This window comes from Ruegeria sp. B10, assembly GCF_056539825.1.
In genome coordinates this window covers 16,348-34,177 of the sequence record NZ_JBQFVP010000013.1, presented here as the reverse complement: position 1 = coordinate 34,177, position 17,830 = coordinate 16,348, and the positions used below count along the sequence as shown (strand labels likewise).

The 17,830-nt window shown below is 58.6% G+C and carries 17 protein-coding genes; 6 read left to right on the top strand and 11 right to left on the bottom strand.

Going from position 1 to position 17,830, the window contains the following annotated elements:
• Positions 1–91 precede the first annotated feature (91 nt).
• The 4 genes from ACR0J4_RS17595 (at position 92) to ACR0J4_RS17580 (ending at position 5,117) form a co-directional block, all read left to right on the top strand.
• Positions 92–1,183 (top strand): extracellular solute-binding protein, encoded by a 1,092-nt coding sequence (locus tag ACR0J4_RS17595; RefSeq protein WP_170380379.1) that lies wholly within the window; start codon positions 92–94, stop codon positions 1,181–1,183.
• A 70-nt stretch (positions 1,184–1,253) separates the two neighbouring features.
• Positions 1,254–2,528 (top strand): ABC transporter permease, encoded by a 1,275-nt coding sequence (locus ACR0J4_RS17590; RefSeq protein ID WP_170640179.1) that lies wholly within the window; start codon positions 1,254–1,256, stop codon positions 2,526–2,528.
• Positions 2,529–2,533: 5 nt separating this feature from the next.
• The gene (locus tag ACR0J4_RS17585) at positions 2,534–3,745 is read left to right on the top strand and encodes an ABC transporter permease (protein ID WP_170640181.1); all 1,212 of its coding nucleotides are present in this window, start codon (positions 2,534–2,536) and stop codon (positions 3,743–3,745) included.
• A 160-nt stretch (positions 3,746–3,905) separates the two neighbouring features.
• Positions 3,906–5,117: an aminopeptidase P family protein gene (locus ACR0J4_RS17580; protein ID WP_480668757.1), complete on the top strand. Its 1,212-nt coding sequence runs from the start codon at positions 3,906–3,908 to the stop codon at positions 5,115–5,117.
• A gap of 56 nt (positions 5,118–5,173) precedes the next feature.
• Here ACR0J4_RS17580 and ACR0J4_RS17575 read toward each other — a convergent pair whose 3' ends face one another.
• The gene (locus tag ACR0J4_RS17575) at positions 5,174–5,473 is read right to left on the bottom strand and encodes a hypothetical protein (RefSeq protein ID WP_170380383.1); all 300 of its coding nucleotides are present in this window, start codon (positions 5,471–5,473) and stop codon (positions 5,174–5,176) included.
• 145 nt (positions 5,474–5,618) lie between these two features.
• Between ACR0J4_RS17575 and ACR0J4_RS17570 the strand changes: the two genes are divergently transcribed.
• Positions 5,619–6,782: a Hint domain-containing protein gene (locus ACR0J4_RS17570; protein WP_480668756.1), complete on the top strand. Its 1,164-nt coding sequence runs from the start codon at positions 5,619–5,621 to the stop codon at positions 6,780–6,782.
• 92 nt (positions 6,783–6,874) lie between these two features.
• Here the strand turns inward: ACR0J4_RS17570 and ACR0J4_RS17565 are convergent, their stop codons facing one another.
• Entirely contained in the window at positions 6,875–7,612 is a 738-nt protein-coding gene (locus ACR0J4_RS17565; protein WP_170556046.1) for a hypothetical protein, read from the bottom strand.
• Entirely contained in the window at positions 7,609–8,181 is a 573-nt protein-coding gene (locus tag ACR0J4_RS17560) for an RNA polymerase sigma factor (RefSeq protein ID WP_371811923.1), read from the bottom strand. The genes ACR0J4_RS17565 and ACR0J4_RS17560 overlap by 4 nt, the downstream gene beginning before the upstream one ends.
• A gap of 48 nt (positions 8,182–8,229) precedes the next feature.
• Here ACR0J4_RS17560 and ACR0J4_RS17555 point away from each other — a divergent pair, with 48 nt between their 5' ends.
• Positions 8,230–9,168, top strand: coding sequence for a c-type cytochrome (locus ACR0J4_RS17555; RefSeq protein ID WP_170747403.1), 939 nt, complete (start codon positions 8,230–8,232; stop codon positions 9,166–9,168).
• A gap of 63 nt (positions 9,169–9,231) precedes the next feature.
• Here ACR0J4_RS17555 and ACR0J4_RS17550 read toward each other — a convergent pair whose 3' ends face one another.
• From ACR0J4_RS17550 to ACR0J4_RS17515, 8 genes are all read right to left on the bottom strand, one after another.
• A complete protein-coding gene (locus ACR0J4_RS17550) occupies positions 9,232–9,684 on the bottom strand; it encodes an SRPBCC family protein (protein ID WP_170556048.1) in 453 nt (150 codons plus the stop codon).
• A 106-nt stretch (positions 9,685–9,790) separates the two neighbouring features.
• A complete protein-coding gene (locus ACR0J4_RS17545; protein WP_170556049.1) occupies positions 9,791–10,603 on the bottom strand; it encodes an XdhC family protein in 813 nt (270 codons plus the stop codon).
• A 12-nt stretch (positions 10,604–10,615) separates the two neighbouring features.
• Entirely contained in the window at positions 10,616–11,806 is a 1,191-nt protein-coding gene (locus ACR0J4_RS17540; protein ID WP_170640188.1) for a VWA domain-containing protein, read from the bottom strand.
• Positions 11,806–12,672: an AAA family ATPase gene (locus ACR0J4_RS17535; RefSeq protein ID WP_170640190.1), complete on the bottom strand. Its 867-nt coding sequence runs from the start codon at positions 12,670–12,672 to the stop codon at positions 11,806–11,808. The genes ACR0J4_RS17540 and ACR0J4_RS17535 overlap by 1 nt, the downstream gene beginning before the upstream one ends.
• Positions 12,673–12,775: 103 nt before the next feature.
• Positions 12,776–15,193 (bottom strand): aerobic carbon-monoxide dehydrogenase large subunit, encoded by a 2,418-nt coding sequence (locus ACR0J4_RS17530; protein ID WP_170640192.1) that lies wholly within the window; start codon positions 15,191–15,193, stop codon positions 12,776–12,778.
• Positions 15,190–15,684: a (2Fe-2S)-binding protein gene (locus ACR0J4_RS17525; RefSeq protein WP_170435943.1), complete on the bottom strand. Its 495-nt coding sequence runs from the start codon at positions 15,682–15,684 to the stop codon at positions 15,190–15,192. Before ACR0J4_RS17525 ends, ACR0J4_RS17530 begins: the two co-directional genes overlap by 4 nt.
• 12 nt (positions 15,685–15,696) lie before the next feature.
• Entirely contained in the window at positions 15,697–16,530 is an 834-nt protein-coding gene (locus ACR0J4_RS17520; protein WP_170640194.1) for an FAD binding domain-containing protein, read from the bottom strand.
• A gap of 138 nt (positions 16,531–16,668) precedes the next feature.
• Entirely contained in the window at positions 16,669–17,766 is a 1,098-nt protein-coding gene (locus ACR0J4_RS17515; RefSeq protein WP_170640195.1) for an MHYT domain-containing protein, read from the bottom strand.
• Positions 17,767–17,830 lie beyond the last annotated feature (64 nt).

Below are 17,830 nucleotides of genomic sequence, written 5' to 3'. Positions count from 1 at the left end.
CGGCACAAGCGCGGTTACACTGAGGGACCGGCTGGCGAAAACCCGTGCGTCGGCTGACCATACAACAAACGGGAAATACTGGGAGTTTTACATGAAACCAACAAAGACACTGCTGACTGCAGCGGCTCTGGCAACAGCGGCCGGTGGCGTTTCCGCCGAAGAGATGACCATCGTCTCGTGGGGCGGGGCCTATTCCAAATCGCAGCTCAAGGCCTATCACGAGCCCTATTCGGAAAAAACAGGCGTCACCATCCTGAACGATGACAGCTCGGCCGAAGCGGTCGCCAAGCTGCGCGCGATGAACGAAGCCGGGAACATCACCTGGGACGTGGTTGACGTTGTTGCGGCGGACGCGATCCGTCTCTGCGATGAAGGTCTGGCGATGGAAATCGATCCGGACACCATGCTGGCCCCGGCACCTGATGGCACGCCCGCATCCGAAGACTTCGGTGACCTGCTGGTCAGCGACTGCTTTATCCCGCAGATCGTTTATTCGACCACATTTGGCTATCGCACCGACCTGGTTGGTGACACGCCGCCTACAGACGTCTGCGCCGTGTTTGATCTGGAAAACTATCCGGGCAAGCGTTCGCTGGAAAAGCGTCCGATCAACAACATGGAATGGGCTCTGATCTGTGACGGCGTTGCCAAGGACGACGTTTATGATGTGCTGGCGACTGCAGAGGGTCAGGATCAGGCTCTGGCCAAGCTCGACACCATCAAGGACAGCGTTGTCTGGTGGTCGGCCGGCGCGGATACTCCGCAGCTTCTGGCTGATGGCGAAGTCATCATGGGCTCGACCTATAATGGTCGTCTGTTCAGCGTGATCGAAGAACAGAACCAGCCCGTTGCTATGCTGTGGGACGCGCAGGTGTTCGATTTGGACGGTTGGATCATCCCGGCCGGTCTGAGCGAAGAGCGTCAGGCACGCGCACTGGACTACATCATGTTCGCGACCGACACCCAGCGTCTTGCGGATCAGGCCAAGTACATCTCGTACGGTCCGGCCCGTGCCTCGTCGGCTCCGCTGGTGGGTCAGCATGCCGATCTGGGTATCGACATGGCGCCGCACATGCCGACCGATCCGAACAACGCCAAGAACACGTTCCTGTATAACTACGAGTTCTGGGCTGACTACCGCGACGACATCGACGCCAAGTTCCAGGCGTGGTTGGCGCAATAAGCGTCTGATTTCATGACAAAGTCGGGGGCGGTGCGCCGCCCCCGGACCAAAGAAAACCCAAGGGGCACTGATGACTGACGCAAGCCAAAACGCCGGACCCATGCTGGCAGCGGATGGAACGCCGCTCAAGCAATCGCTGGCACGTTCGTTGAGGCGACAAAAGCTGCGGGCGCTGATGCTGGTGGCCCCTCTGCTATTGTTCGTGCTGTTCTCGTTCATCGTGCCGATTGCGTCGATGCTGTTCCGGTCGGTGGAAAACAGCATTGTGCAGGAAACTCTGCCCCTAACGGTCGAAGCCCTGCAAAGCTGGGACGAAAACAGTGGCGAACTGCCGGATGAGGCCGTCTATGATGCCTTTGTCCGCGACATGGTTGTGGCCGTTGACAACAAGACACATACCCGGCTGGGCTCGCGCCTGAACTACGAAGAGACAGGCATGTCCTCGATGTTCCGCCGTTCGGGTCGGAAAATGGGCAAGCTGGACCCCGAAACCGATGGGCCGTTCAAGGATCAGGTGATCGAAATCCACGAGGGCTGGGGCGAACCGCAGACTTGGGCGGTGATCAAGACGCACTCGCCCGCTGTGACGAACGGCTATTTCCTGAACGCGGTCGATATGCGCCGCACACCCGAAGGCGCGCAGGCGCAGCCTGAGGACAAGCAGATTCTGATCAAGCTGTTCGGGCGCACCTTGTTCATGTCACTGGTTATCACCGCGTCCTGTATCCTGTTGGCATATCCGGTCAGTTACCTGCTGGCGACCCTACCGATGCGGGTGTCCAACTTACTGATGATCCTTGTTTTGTTACCCTTCTGGACCTCGCTTCTGGTGCGAACGTCGGCGTGGAAGGTCATGCTGCAACAACAGGGTGTGATCAACGAAACGCTAGTCTGGCTCGGATTGGTGGCCGATGACGCCCGACTTGTCATCATCAACAACCAGATCGGTACGATCATCGCGATGACGCATATTCTGCTGCCGTTTATGATCCTGCCGATGTACTCGGTGATGCAAACAATACCCGAGTCCTACACGCGCGCCGCGAAATCCATGGGCGCGACGAATTGGACGACCTTCTGGCGCATCTATTTCCCTCAATCCATTCCGGGCATCGGCGCTGGGTCGATCCTCGTGTTCATTCTGGCCATCGGCTACTACATCACCCCCGAGATCGTGGGCGGCACCAAGGGCGTCTTCATCTCGAACCGGATTGCGTACCACATCTCGTCCTCGCTGAACTGGGGGCTGGCTGCAGCGCTGGGTACGATCCTGCTGGCCGTCGTGCTGTTGCTCTACTGGTGTTACGACAAGATCGTCGGCATTGATAACGTGAAGCTGGGATAACCGACATGGCCGCACTTACTCCGATTTCCCGCAAACCAATGTCCATGGTCCTGCCAAGCGTCGCGTTGGCAGGGGCCTTCGCCGGTGTCTTCGTTGGCGCAGGTAATGGTTCGATCCTTCTGGGCATCATTGGCGGAGCTGCCCTGATCGCGGCACTGGCCTGGATCTACATCGCTGTTCTGAAGAATGAGAATCTGGCCCGCTGGATCACCATTTTGGGCTTCGGCATCGCCGGATTTCTGATTTCGGGTCCCATGGGCGGCGTTCTGGGCCTGCTGGGCGGCTGGTTCTTCGCATGGTTCATCTACTGGCTATATGAGGGCCGTTATCGCCGTAAATTACTGCCGTATCTGACTGCGAAGCAGGTGTTCTATCACTACCTGTTCCGAGTGATCTGCGGTGCAATCTTCGTCTTCCTGATCACGCCGATCCTTGTGGTTCTGCCACTATCGTTCAACGCGCAGGACTTCTTTACCTTCACGCCCGAGATGTTGCGACTGGACCCCGAGGGGTATTCGCTGAAGCATTACCGCGACTTCTTCACCAACAATGAATGGCAGCGCAGCTTCAAGAACTCGCTGATCATCGCGCCAATTGCGACGGTGATCTCTGTCTCGCTGGGCACCCTGGCGGCCATCGGCCTGAGCCAGAGCCATGTTCCCGGCCGCCGTGCCATCATGGGTATCCTGATCTCGCCCATGATCGTCCCGCTGATCATCTCGGCCACCGGCATGTTTTTCTTCTACAGCGATATCGGCCGCTTCATGGAAGGCACGCTGGGTATGAACAAGAACTTCGTTGGCTATGTGAAGGTCATCCTCGCGCACGCCGTTCTGGGCATCCCGTTCGTCATCATCACCGTGACCGCCACGCTGGTCGGCTTTGACCGCTCGCTGACGCGAGCGGCGGCGAATATGGGCGCAGGGCCGGTGAGGACCTTCTTCAAGATCCAGATGCCTCTGATCCTGCCGGGTGTGATCTCGGGCGGTTTGTTTGCCTTCATCACCTCGTTCGACGAGGTTGTCGTGGTGCTGTTTGTCGGTTCGGCCAGCCAGAAAACCCTGCCATGGCAGATGTTCACTGGTTTGCGCGAACAGATTAGCCCGACCATTCTGGCGGTGGCCACGATCCTCGTGGTGATCTCGATTGCGCTGCTGACCACGGTCGAATTGCTACGCCGCCGGTCCGAGCGTCTGCGGGGGCTTTCCCCCGCTTGACGCAAGCGCGCGCCTGATCTAACGATTCACCTGTTCATCCCAGCCGCGATGGCGTCGCGGGCGCACTGGGATGATCGGCTCTCGGACCCCGAGACCGCCTGTCCTGAACGCCGGGACAAGTGGCCGGGTTTGCCGCCCGGCAAAGATGAGAGACCTGAACATGACAAATCGCCCCGAATTCTTTACCTGCCACAATGGCGACAAAGCCCCGCTGCCGTTCAGCAAAGGCGAATACGATCGCCGTCTGGGCAAACTGCGCGCAATTATGGCTGCGCGGGATATTCCCGTAGTTCTTCTGACGTCGATGCAGAACATCGCCTATTACTCGGGCTTTTTGTACTGCGCCTTTGGCCGGCCCTATGGCTGCGTAGTTACGCAGGACGCCTGCACCACGGTTTCGGCCAATATCGACGCGGGCCAGCCGTGGCGCCGCTCGGTCGAAGACAATGTTATCTATACCGATTGGAAGCGCGACAATTACTGGCGCGCGGTGGCCAGCCTGATCGGTGGCGCGAAACGGATCGGTGTCGAGAGCGATCACATGACTCTGGCCGCGCGCGATACGGCTTTGGCGATGCTGGGCCAGCCTGAACTGGTTGACATCGCGCCCGACACCATGGCGGCCCGTATGGTGAAATCCGCCGAAGAGATCGAGTTGATTAAAGGTGGTGCCCGCACCGCTGATGTGGGCGGAGCGGCCATCCACGCCGCCATCCGCGAAGGCGCAACCGAGATCGAGATCGCCATGGCCGGTCGCGACGCGATGGAGGCGGAGATCGCCCGCGCTTATCCCGACGCCGAATACCGCGACACTTGGGTCTGGTTCCAGTCCGGCCTCAACACCGATGGCGCGCATAACCCGGTCACCAAACGGGCACTGCAAAAGGGCGATATCCTGTCGCTGAACACTTTCCCGATGATTTCGGGTTACTACACGGCACTGGAGCGCACCCTGTTTCTGGGCGAACCCGACGCCGACAGCCTGCGCATCTGGAATGCCAACGTCGCCGCGCATGAGCTTGGCCTGAGCCTGATCAAACCCGGCGCGACCTGTTCCGGCATCACCGCCGAGATCAACCGCTTCTTTGAAGATGAGGGCCTGCTGCAATACCGCTCCTTCGGTTATGGCCACTCCTTCGGCGTGCTCAGCCACTACTACGGGCGCGAGGCTGGTCTGGAACTGCGTGAGGATATCGACACGGTTCTGGAACCCGGCATGGTCGTCTCGATCGAGCCGATGCTTTGGATCCCCGAAGGCCAGCCCGGCGCCGGAGGCTACCGTGAGCATGATATTCTAGTGGTCGAAGAAGACGCGGCCGAGAACATCACCGGCTTCTCCTACGGTCCCGGCCACAACATCATCGACGCGTGATACCAAGGGGGTGGGGCGTGTGCCTCACCCTTTGCCGCAAACACACAGAGTGCAGTCTAGGCCTGATAAAACGGATCCAGCTTGGCCTTGGCTTTTTCGTTCACGATTGGGATATAATTCAAGCGTCCGCTGGCAGATTGTGGAATGGCCTGCTCGAGAGCCTGAAGGTCCCGCACTGCCAAAACGACGGCATCTCCGGTTTCTCCGCCAAAACCCGCGATCTCTTCTTCTGTGAAACCGATCAGTTGAACGACGTCTTTGGCCAGAAACATTTTGACCTCAACAGATTGCGATAGCTTGAGAATTTCGTCCTTCAGCCGTTGGGCTGTCTGCGCAGGCATGGTAACGACGGCCATATTCGGTCCTGATTGATTGGGGTACGCTGTATTTGATCACACTACAGGAAAAAGATACTAGGGTTGTCAATTTAAGGATGCATTAATACGCATGAGATAGAATATCGTTATTCTATGCAGTTTAAGCGGTTTGGGAGAAGCAGTAGTGCCATTCCTATTTGATTGGTCAACTCTGGGCAGTGCGAACAGTTCGACCGTGCTGACAGACGGTTCGAACTCGTCGACGCTAACCGTGGCCTCTGATCCAGGGGTATTCTTCAATGGGTTTCTTGGTGGAAACCTGTTTGTTTCGGGCATCCCGGGCCCTGCGACATCAGAGGTGACGTTTTCAACCGCTGTTAAAAACGTGACGTTCGAAATTCTGGATCTGGACAGCAACGAATTCTCTTTCGACGATAGAGTGACGGTTCTGGCGTTTGATGTGAATAACAATCCGGTCCCTGTTGTTTTTTCCAACCTCAGCCCATTTCACGTCCAGACCGGCAACACGGTCGAAGCCAACGGGAATGTGTCTCCGGGTGTCGAAGGACCGGGCGCGCCAGATTCGCTGACCGTTTCAATTGCAGGCCCGGTGTCCCGGATTGAGGTCATCTTTGAAGGGGGTCTGTCTTCGGGTGCCAATACCGGTGCAATCGGCTTTGGTGATATCTCCGGCGATATTCTGTGTTTGTGCGCGGGAGCCATGATTGAAACGCCGAACGGCCCAACCGCTGTTGAAGATTTGTCCGTGGGGGATGTCGTTCTGACCAAGGGAAATGGCCCGCAGCGGTTGCGGTGGGTTGGTTCCAAGACAGTGGACTTTGCGGCCCAAGGTGTAGCTGCGGAAAAACTACGACCTGTCCGTATCTCTGCCGGCGCGCTTGGGCAGGGGCTTCCAGCAAAAGACCTGCTGGTGTCCAGACAACACCGCATATTGGTGTCTTCCAAAGTGTCCGAGCGTATGTTCGGCAGTCCCGATGTCCTTGTGTCGGCAATAAAGCTGGCCGCGTTACCTGGGATCTACGTGGATGAAGACATAACCGAGGTTGTCTATTACCACCTTCTCTTCGATCAACACGAGGTCATTTTCGCCGATGGTGCTCCTTCGGAGAGTTTGTTTACAGGCCCCGAAGCAATCAAGACAATATCGGAAGAGGCCCGAGAAGAAATCTTTATCCTCTTCCCGGAAGTGCAACGTCAGGGCTACGCCCCGGAAACGGCATATCCTGTACCAGCCGGTCGTTTGCAGAAGAAATTCGTCGAGCGGCATCTCAAGAACGGAAAGCTGGTTCTCGAGGACGCGTCCACGCCATCGAACCGCCTGCATTAGTTGTTCACAACTCGGTCATTTCGCTATTCGTTTCGAAAGTCCGATGTGGTGTAGTCTTCAACCTCCGCGATTGGTCAAGGCCCAGGCGCATTTTAGCTGGAAATTGCCTCGGAAAATGCGGTCAGGCGATCGCTCAGATCGCTCTGCCCATCGGCGCCGATGATCATGAAGCCATAGCCGTCTTCCGCCCAAGTGGCCGTTGCCAGCCCGCTGAGAACGGCAAGGTTCACATCCTTGTCCGGTGCCCCTGGCCCTTGACGGATCACGCAAAAGGCAAAGGGCCGCCCCTGATCATCCGCAAAGACGACCTGAACCAGTGGCTTTCCTTTGAAAGACAGAACCTGAGCGCGCTTCAGCTCGGCCCCCGGCAAGGCGCTCAGGGCTGCGCGATTCAGGGACCGGCCTAGCGTGGCCTCGGCCTGAGCAAATTGGGCCTCAAGCGCCTCTGGTGCGGTGTCCAGAGTGGCAATTGTTTCAGGCACATAGAGCGATTGGTAGATCGCCGCCTGCTGCGCCCAACCCAACGGCGCGGGTCGTGTCGCCCACAACGTCGCCGAGACCGCCACAATCGCGACCGAGGCCGCGACGGCCAGCAGTCGAAAGGGTTGAGACGCGGGTTGAGACGTCGCGCGATCCGGTACTGTGATCTGAGGCGCATCCTGCGGAACATCCTTGAAGACCGAATGCACAACAGGTGCAAACGGATCAAGCGCCATCAGACGCTGTTCCAGTTCTGGGTCGGCTTCGACCGCGCTCTCGATCTCTTGCGCCTCGGTCTCGCCCAGATTTCCATTCAGATACGCCAACAGCGTTTCATCGGAAAACGTCATTTGCCACCCCGTCGAACGGCGTCCGCAGCCTCGTGCTGCATCACGGTTTTCAGTTTCTGCCGAGCCGTAGATAGTCGGCTCATGATTGTTCCAATCGGCACCTCAAGCAAGGCTGCTGCCTCGCGATAGCTATACCCTTCCACGAAGACAAGCATCACGGTCTCGCGCTGTGCTTCTGGCAGGTGCATCACTTGAGTAAACACTTCAGCCGCGAAAATATTCGTTTCTGAATCGGGTCCTGTTGCAATTAATTCGGTTTCGGGGGTCACAGACAAGGCCTGCGCCTTGCGAACCGAGCGCGCGCGCACCTCATTCAGCCAGATCGAGCGGCAGATCGTCATCAGCCAGCTGTCCAGCCTGTCGTGGGATGTCACCTGATGGTGACGCTCAAGCGCGCGCAGGCATGTGGATTGCAAAAGGTCGTCGGCCACATCTCGGGCCCCCGACAGGGCAAGCCCGAACCGCCACACGCGTTTCGAATGCGTCTGGATAGCGCCGCGCACGGCCTGTTCCGAGCTGATTTCACCACTCATCGAATAAATCGCGACCTGTGTGTGTTTGTCTTTCACGGACCGGGCCCGCTGGGTCAGAAATTACATAGCCTGAGGAGAAATGAAATGAAACTTCTGTTGAAAGCAGTCACGATTGCGTCTGCAATTGTTGCAACCCCGGCCCTGTCGGAAAGTTGGACTCTGTCCTCGGATGCCTCGCACCTGGCTTATGGCACGATCAAGAAAGACACAGTGGGCGAGGTCAATTCCTTCTCCGGGTTGAGCGGTCATGTCAGCCCTGATGGCAAGGCCGAGATCGAGATTGATCTGTCCTCGGTAGAAACCAATATCGACATTCGCAACGAAAGGATGATCGAATATGTATTCCGCAAGGCAGGCACCGCTGCTTTGACCGCTGAATTCGACATGGAGGAGGTCTCGGGCCTTGCCGTGGGCGCATCGTCGATCATCGATGTCGAGGCTGCGTTGTCTCTGGTCGGGACCGAGATCGAGTTCGACGCTGAGATGTTCGTGATCCGACTGACCGAGACATCGGTGATGGTTTCTACCAATGATATGGTTTTCCTCAGCACTGAGGATGCAGGCGTGGATGCAGGCGTCGACAAGCTGATGGAACTGGCCGACCTGCCCGGCATCACACGGACCGTACCGATCACCGCACGTCTTGTGTTTACCATGGACGAAAACAAGGCCGAAGCCGCGCCCGTCGCTCCCGTTTCAATCGCCGCAGTGGAGGGGGACCTCAAAGCGGGCAAGAAGGTCTTTCGCAAATGCAAGGCCTGCCATCAGCTGAAAGAAGGCCGCAATGGCGTAGGACCCTCGCTGTTTAATGTGGTGGGTGCATCTGCGGGGCAAGTGGACGGGTTCAAATATTCCGGCCCGCTCGCCAATGCTGATCTTGTCTGGACGCCGGAGAAACTGGCGGCTTTTCTGACCGACCCCAAAGGGTTTCTACCCGGCAACAAAATGCAGTTCCCCGGCCTGAAGAAAGAGGCCGACATCACCAATGTCATCGCCTACATGCAGGATGAGGTACAGGGCTGACGGAAATAAAAGGCGGTGTGGCAGACTCTGCCACACCCGCTGGATGCGCGTTAGGCGCGGCGCTTATTGCACAAATTGTTCTGCAACGACTTCTCCGAACTTGTCGAAGAATTTGCCGGATAGCTTTTTGGCCGTCCCTGCAATCAAGCGGCTGCCCAATTGTGCGATCTTACCGCCGATCGTCACCTTGGCGGTGTAAGACAGAACCGTCTCATCTCCGTCAGCGGTCAAGGATACATCCGCGCCGCCCTTGGCAAAGCCGGCAGCACCGCCTTTGCCTTCGCCGGACAGCGAAAACGCATCTGGCGCCTGTGAGTTGTCCAGCGTCACTTCGCCGTTGAAGCGGGCCTTGACCGGGCCGATTTTCAGGACGACTTTGGCCTCGAGGTGTTCGGGCGAATGCTGGATTAACTCTTCGCAGCCCGGGATGCATTCACGCAGCACATCGGGATCGTTGAGTGCGCGGTAAACGGCGTCCTTTGGGGCCGCGATGCGTATTTCGTCAGTGAGCTCCATCTGGGGGGTCCTTTTTCAACAACATTTCGGAAAGACACGGAGGGCTTTTTCGGTCGCCTCCTCCGTGGTCAACTCGGGCTGCGCCGTTTTGAAAGCGTTCAGCCAGTTAAGCCATTTTCTCATCATGGGATGTCTCCTGGGATTTGTCAGAATTGCGCCACATGATGATTTCAGCCAAAATCGAAAGCGCGATTTCATGCGGGTCGATGGCGTGGATATCCAACCCTGCGGGCGATTTCAGTCGCTTGGTCTGCTCTGTGCTCAGCCCTTGTGTTTCCAGTTTGGCGCACAGCACTTCGGCCTTGCGGCGGCTTGCAACCATCGACACGCGGCGCGCGGGTGACTGCAGTGCAGCTTTCAATGCCGCTCCGTCGCCTTTGCCTTGCGACGCCACCACAACAAAATCTCGCGATTCAACGCCCAATGCGTTCAGATCGTCGGGATCAAAGGGGGTGTATTTCACCGTGTTTTCAGCACCCTCAGGCAAACACACGCGCAACCCAGCCAGTGCCGCATGGGACGCCAACGCCTGCGCAATCGGAGAGTCTCCGAATATGATCAAGCGCGGAGCGTGTTGATAGGGTTCGATCAGCATGTCCACTGTCCCTCCGGATGGGCACCCGCTTTTGTAGGTCTGAACACCGTCCGGGTCGGCCATAGACACAACCTTGTCCGAGGGTTTGACGCGGATCATTTTCGGCTCACCTGACACCTGCGCCTCTTGCGCTGCGGCGCGAACCGCGCGTTGCACGCAGGCACCCCCCAGATGGCCTAGAACCGTACCGTCGCGGGTGATGGCGGCCTTGCCTCCGGCCTTGGCCGAGGTCGCATCGGCGGTGCGCAGCACTGTCGCTACGCAAAAGGCATCGCCGGTGCGGCGCAGCTCTTCAATCGTGTCGAAAATGTCGAAACCTGCCATCGGTATATCCTTTCACAGTTTTCTGAATTCGGGTTCCAGCGCCGCCAGCGCCTCAAGCGTATTGGCGGGCAGATGGGCGTCCAGATGGGGTTCTGCGGCCTGCATGGCAGCGGCAACAGGTTGGTAATTCTGCCAGCCTTTCAGCGGGTTCAGCCAGACGACCCGGCGCGCTTTACGTTGAATCCGTTCCAGAACCTGCCCCAACGCCTGCGGAGCAGTGCTGCAATACCCGTCCGACAGGATCAGTACGATTGTCCGTCCGTTCAGCGCCCGCGCGCCGTAGCCGTCCAGAAAGCTTTCGAGACTTCCAGAGATATCGGTCCCGCCACCAAACCCCTCGGCCATCAGTGAAAGCCGTCCCGCAGCGCGGATTGAGTCGTGATCGCGCAAAGCGTCTGTCACGCGCATCAGACGGGTGTGGAACAGATAAGTGTCGGCTTCGGTTCCGCTGCCGATCAGGCCCTTGAGAAACGCCAGAAAAACACGGGAATAGACGGTCATCGACCCACTGACATCGCATAGTGCAACGAGCCGCATCGGTCGCGGCGGTCGCGCACGGCGATAGAGGTCCATCGGCTCTCCACCCCGCGCCAGACTGGCCCGCTGTATCCGCCGCATGTCCAGCGTCCGGCCACGTGATGCTTGTTTACGTCGGCGAGATCGGCGGTCGCGGATCGCCCGGGCCAGCTGTGTTGCGGCCCGTTCGGCCTGTCTCAGCGACTCGTCATCCATCAATTCGCGCAAATCCCGGCGCGACAGGTTGGCCGTTCGGGTCGCAATCAGCTTCCCATCCATCCCTTCGGCCTCACCGTCGCCCGGATCAGGAGTGGCGGCTGCCTGATCTGTATCCGTTTGCGGATCCTGTTCGTCTTGTGTTTGCTGCTGCCAGATCTTCGGTTTCGCGGACTGCACCCGTACATGTGCGGTCTGAGCTGTCCCACTGCGCTGCTTGCCGACATTGAACCAGTAGGCGTCGAACAGCTCATCAAAGCGTCGCCAATCCTCGGCGCTGCCTGTCAGCAACACGCACAAGGCCTGCCTGGCCTGTGTCGTGTCGGTTGCCTTGACCGCCGACAAGGCGGCCAACGCGTCACCGGTTTCGGCGGGACCCACACGCAATCCGTTCATCCGCAGATGGGACATGAAACCGCTCATGCGGTCCGCCAAGCCCGCCGCGCGTGAGGGGAACCGGGTGACCTGCATCACGCGACCTTCCCGATCAAGCGATCCAGAACCTCAGGCGGGGCGGCATCATAGTCGGCGGCGGTTTTCAGCAGGCAGACAAGCGTCGCCTGTACCTCGCCCCGAGACTGGGCCATGTCGTTCACACCTAAGCCCGACAGGGCGGCGGCCCAGTCCAGCATCTCGGCAATGCCCGGCGTTTTCTCGAGGTCTTCCTTGCGCAGGGCCTGAACAACCCCGACGATCTGACGTGCCAGCAACCCTTCAACAGAGGGCATACGCGCCTTCAAGATAGCCATTTCCGTCTCGCGCGAAGGATAGCCGAGATAGCTATACAAACACCGCCGCCGCAACGCGTCGGACAGGTCCCGTGTGCCATTGGCCGTCAGGATCACAATCGGGCGGGAGCGTGCCTTGATCGTCCCAAGCTCTGGGATCGTGATCTGAAAATCTGACAAAATCTCAAGCAGATAGGCCTCGAACTCCTCATCCGCGCGGTCAATCTCATCAATCAAAAGAACCGGAGGGTCGTCTTCACTGATCGCCTCCAAAAGGGGTCGTTTCAGTAGATAGTCATCAGAGAACAACTGCGCTTCGCTTGTGCCACCTTGGGCTTCGCTCGCGCGTATAGCCAGCAATTGACGTTGGTAGTTCCACTCATAAATTGCGTGGTTGGCATCCAGCCCCTCATAACACTGCAAGCGGATCAAGCGCGCGTCGTGTTGGGCGGCCAGAGCCTTTGCGACTTCGGTCTTGCCAACGCCCGCAGGCCCTTCCAGCAGCAAGGGCCGCCCCAAAGCCTGCGCCAGATGCAGCGCCATCGCCAACCGATCATCAGCGACATAGCCCTGCGCGGCCAATCCGTTCTGCACGTCACTCAAAGTCAAAACCAGGATCCATTCTTCATCTGGCTAAATATATCTCGGGGGAGGTTCGGAGGGGGCTGGCCCCCTCCGTTCGGTCGGATCGGTCAAGCCGATCCGAACCCAATCACCCATGCATCCCCAACCCATTGGCGATCTTCCAGATCCGCCAGTGGTCATGCGGCATATGGCTCTGCACCAACCCGAAGGGTCGGAACGCATCGTGCACCGCATTCGAGAAACAGGGAACGCCACCTACATTCGGGCTTTCCCCAACCCCCTTCGCGCCAATCGGATGGTGCGGGGAAGGGGTCACCGTGTAGTCGGTGATATAGTTCGGCGTCTCCCACGCGGTCGGCAGGAAGAAGTCCATCAGCGTGCCGGTCTTCACATTGCCCATCTCATCATAGGCAATCTCCTGCCCCATTGCGATGGCCAAGGCCTCGGTCACACCACCATGGACCTGCCCGTCAATGATCATCGGGTTGATCCGGGTGCCGCAATCATCCAGCGCATAGAACTTTCGCACGTCCCACTCACCGGTATCCACGTCGATCTCCATGACGCAGATATAGGCCCCGAACGGGTAGGTCATGTTCGGCGGGTCATAATAACTGACCGCCTCCAGACCGGGTTCCAACCCCGGTATCGCTTGGTTATAGGCGGCAAAGGCGATTTCTTTCATAGTCTTGAACCGCTCGGGCGCGCCTTTGACACAGAACCGATCCACGTCCCATTCGACATCGTCGTCGTGGACCTCAAGCAGATAAGCCGCGATCATCTGCGCCTTGGCGCGGATTTTGCGCGCGGCCATGGCAGTCGCTGCACCGGCAACGGGCGTGGACCGAGAGCCGTAGGTTCCCAGACCGTAGGGCGCAGTATCGGTGTCGCCTTCCTCCAAAGTGATATCATCGGCGGGTAGACCGATCTCACTGGCGATGATCTGGGCAAAGGTCGTGGCATGGCCCTGACCCTGTGAAATCGTCCCCAACCGCGCGATGGCGGACCCGGTCGGGTGGATCCGGATTTCGCAACTGTCGAACATACCAAGCCCAAGAATATCGCAGTTCTTCACTGGCCCGGCACCCACGATTTCGGTGAAATGCGTCAGACCAATGCCCAGCAGTTTGCGGGTTTTACCAGCCTTGAAGTCCTCAACCCGCTGTGCCTGTTCCGCCCGCAGACCTTCGTAGTCGACGGCCTTCAATGCCTTGTCCCAAGCGGTATGGTAATCGCCCGAGTCATACTCCCAGCCCAGAGCCGACTGGTACGGGAACTGATCGGCCTTGATGAAGTTTATCCGGCGCAGCTCGGCCGCGTCCATGTTCAGTTTGATGGCTAGAACCTCGATCATGCGTTCGATGAAATAGGCGGCCTCGGTCACGCGGAAGGAACAGCGATAGGCCACCCCGCCCGGAGCCTTGTTGGTATAGACACCATCCACGGCCAGATAGGCGGTGGGGATGTCATACGACCCCGTACAGATGTTCATGAAGCCTGCAGGGAATTTGGTCGGGTCCGCACAGGCGTCAAAGCCGCCATGGTCCGCCGTGGTGTGACACCACAGGCCGGTGATCTTGCCGTCCTTGGTGGCCGCGATCTTGCCCTGCATCCAGTAGTCGCGGGCAAAGGCGGTGGACATCAGGTTCTCCATCCGGTCCTCGACCCATTTCACCGGCTTGCCGGTGACAATCGAGGCCACGACCGAGCAGACATAGCCCGCATAAGCTCCAACCTTATTGCCGAAACCGCCACCGATATCGGGGCTGATGACGCGGATATTGTGTTCGGCGATGCCTGAGATCAGCGACACAACCGTCCGGATCGCGTGCGGTGCCTGAAACGTGCCATACAGCGTTAATTTTCCGGTCACCTTGTCCATGCTGGCAACCGAGCCGCAAGTCTCCAACGGGCAGGGGTGGGTGCGGTGATAGTACACCATCTCCTCGGCGACCACGTCAGCTTCGGCCAGAATGGCCTCGGTCGCATCCTTGTCGCCTTGTTCCCAGGTGAAGATGTGGTTGTGATGCTTGCGAGGACCATGCGCACCTTCGGTCTGACCTTCAAGGTCTTCGCGCAGGACCACATCGGATTTCAGCGCCTCAAACGGATCGGTGATCACAGGCAGTTCTTCGTAGTCAACCTCAACCAACTCCACCGCATCGGCGGCGATATAGCGGTCTTCGGCGACCACAAAGGCGACTTCCTGGCCTTGGAACAGCACCTTGCCGTCGGCCAGAACCATCTGCTTGTCACCCGCCAGCGTTGGCATCCAATGCAAGCCCAGCGGGGCCAGATCCTCGGCTGTCAGAACAGCGATCACGCCCGGCATCGCCAAGGCGGCCTCTTTGTTCACGCTGATGACGCGGGCATGTGCGTAGGGGGAGCGCACAAAGTCGCCGAACAGCATCCCATCCAGCTTGATGTCATCGACATAGTTGCCCTTGCCTTGGGTAAAGCGCACGTCCTCGACGCGTTTGCGCGAGCTGCCCATCCCTTTGAGATTGGCGGCGCGTTCTTCGGGGGTCAGAGTTTGGTCGTTCATTCCGCAGCCTCCTTCTGAGCGTTCAGCATGTCAGCCGAGGCCGAGATCGCCTTGACGATGTTCTGGTATCCGGTGCAGCGGCACAGGTTCCCGGCCATCCCGAAACGGATATCCTCTTCTGAGGGGTTTGGATTTTCCTGAAGCAAACGGTGCGCGCGAGTAATCATGCCCGGCGTGCAGAAGCCGCATTGCAGCCCGTGATGTTCGCGGAACATTTCCTGCAAAACGCCAAGGCTGCCATCGTCATTGGTGAGGCCTTCGACGGTGGTGACATCGGCTCCGTTCACCTGCGCCACAAAAGTCGTGCAGGATTTGACGGATTTGCCATCGATATCCACGGTGCAGGCCCCGCAATGGCTGGTCTCGCAACCAATATGAGGACCGGTGATTTTCAGATCTTCCCGCAGGAAGTGGATCAACAGCGTGCGCGGCTCGGCCAGACCTTCGACCTCTTTGCCGTTCACGGTGAGTTTGACGTGCATTTTCGACATGGTTTCCTCCCCTCAACCCGCGCGGCTTTGCGCACGGTCGATGGCGCGGCGCAGCATCACGCTCGCCACATGTTTCTTGAATTCGACGGGTCCACGGTTGTCCGCCACGGGTTCAATGGCATCCAGCATCGCGGCAACACAGCCGTCCGCATCGCCATTGGCCAATTCAGCGCTGGCGCTTTCGGACCAGATCGGAGTGTCCGCCAGATTTGTCATCGCAACCGAGGCCGTGCCGTTACCGACCATTACGGCGGCGGCGGCCGTCGCATAATCCCCGATCTTGCGCTTTTGCTTCTCATACGCCTGACCGACACCGGCCCCTGGCACAGGGATCGAAATCCGGGTCAGGATTTCCTCATCCTCGCGCGCGGTGAAATAGGCGGCCTCGTAAAACTCACGCGCGGCGACACTGCGTGACCCATCGGGGCCGGACAATTCAAATGACGCGTTCAGGCATTGCATCAGACCCGGCATGTCATTGCCAGGATCACCATTGGCGACATTGCCACCGACGGTGCCCATGTAACGGACCTGAGGGTCGGCGATCTGCAAGGCCGCCTCGCGGATCAGCGGAATGGCAGTGGCGAGACCGTCATGGGTGATCAACTCATGCTGCGTCACCATGGCTCCTAGGGTCACGGTATCGGACCCGACCTCGATGCCTTTTAGTTCATCGATGGCCTGAAGATCGATCAGGTGGCCCATCTCGGCCATGCGCAGCTTCATCATCGGGATCAGGCTGTGCCCGCCCGCGATCACGCGCGCTTCGTCTCCGTGTTCTTGCAAAATGCCGATGGCCGAGGCGATGTCGCCTGGCCGGTGATACTCAAAACCGGCTGGTATCATGTTTTCCTCCCTGGGTCCAAGCGGTATACCTTGGGGTACCTTCAATCAGGAAAGAGGGGTGCGCTCAGCGTTTCCAGCCGCAGGGAACGGGGCGCGCAGCTTGTTTCACGAAATGCGAATGAGCTGCACGAGTTGCGATCACAGGCCCAAAGCGTCGCGGATGTCTGAAAGTCGAGATCGGCTGACAGGTACCTTGCTGAGGGCCTCGACAGAGTCGAAATAGCATGTCCCGTTGTCTTTGTGCCTCTCGAAGCTTGAGACATGTTTGGGGTTCACCAGATAACTTCGGTGGGCGCGGAGGAAGCCATCGGGTTGCAAGCGTGTCTCGGCCTCGGTGATGGACCAGGGGCAGAACAGTTTCTCGGAATCGATATAGAGAATGGTGTAATGCCCCTCGGCCCGTATGGCGGCAATTTGGGCGGGTTCGGCAAAGAAGGTTTGACCTTCGCGCTCAAACGGCACCCCGGCGCGTAAGGTTGGGGTTGGTTCTGGTTCAGGGGCGGGTATTGGGACTGATGCGGGTTCAGGCTTGGGTTCGATGAAGGTGATCCCGGTCAGCAGGAAGGCCCCACAGATCAGGAAGACTGCAACCGTGACGCCCATTGCCAGAATCTGGTTGTCCAGCGCAGGCCCGGCAGCCCCGGCAGTCTCGGTTGCGACGAAATCCGTGAGACCGGTTGCGATGAAATGCATGGAAAACACGGCAATGCCGAAACAGGCTGTGCCCAGCAGGATGTTCCGATGGGTTCGGCTGTCATAGGCCACCCAGATCGCCAGAACCGACAGAACAACCGAGGCCGCGGTCGACAAAACGATATCGAACAGGCTGTAGACGGGTCGGCACAGCTGCATCCCGGCCATGCCGACATAGTGCATGACAACGATCCCAAGCCCCACGATCACCCCCGCGCCAACGATGGTCGGCGGTGTTCTGGGACGGAAATGCAAAAGCAGCAGCGCCAGCCCCACCATAAGGATGGCAACCAGCGCCGAGATCAGCGTCACCAGCGCGTCGTAATAAAACAGGATCGGCAGTTGCAGGCCCAGCATGGCAACGAAATGCATGGACCAGATACCGCCACCCAGTATCACGGCTGCGAGGGCGACGATGAATTTGCGCCGTTGATTGTCCAGTTTCGACGCGCCATGCGTCAGGTACAGACCGGTAAAGCCGGCCATCAGCGCCACGGCCAACGAGGCCGCCACGAGCCACGCATTGTGCGAATAGTCCAACATTGAGATGCCGCGCCCTCCCCAGCGCGATCATGACGTTATCAAACTGAAATTCTCCGCACAATCT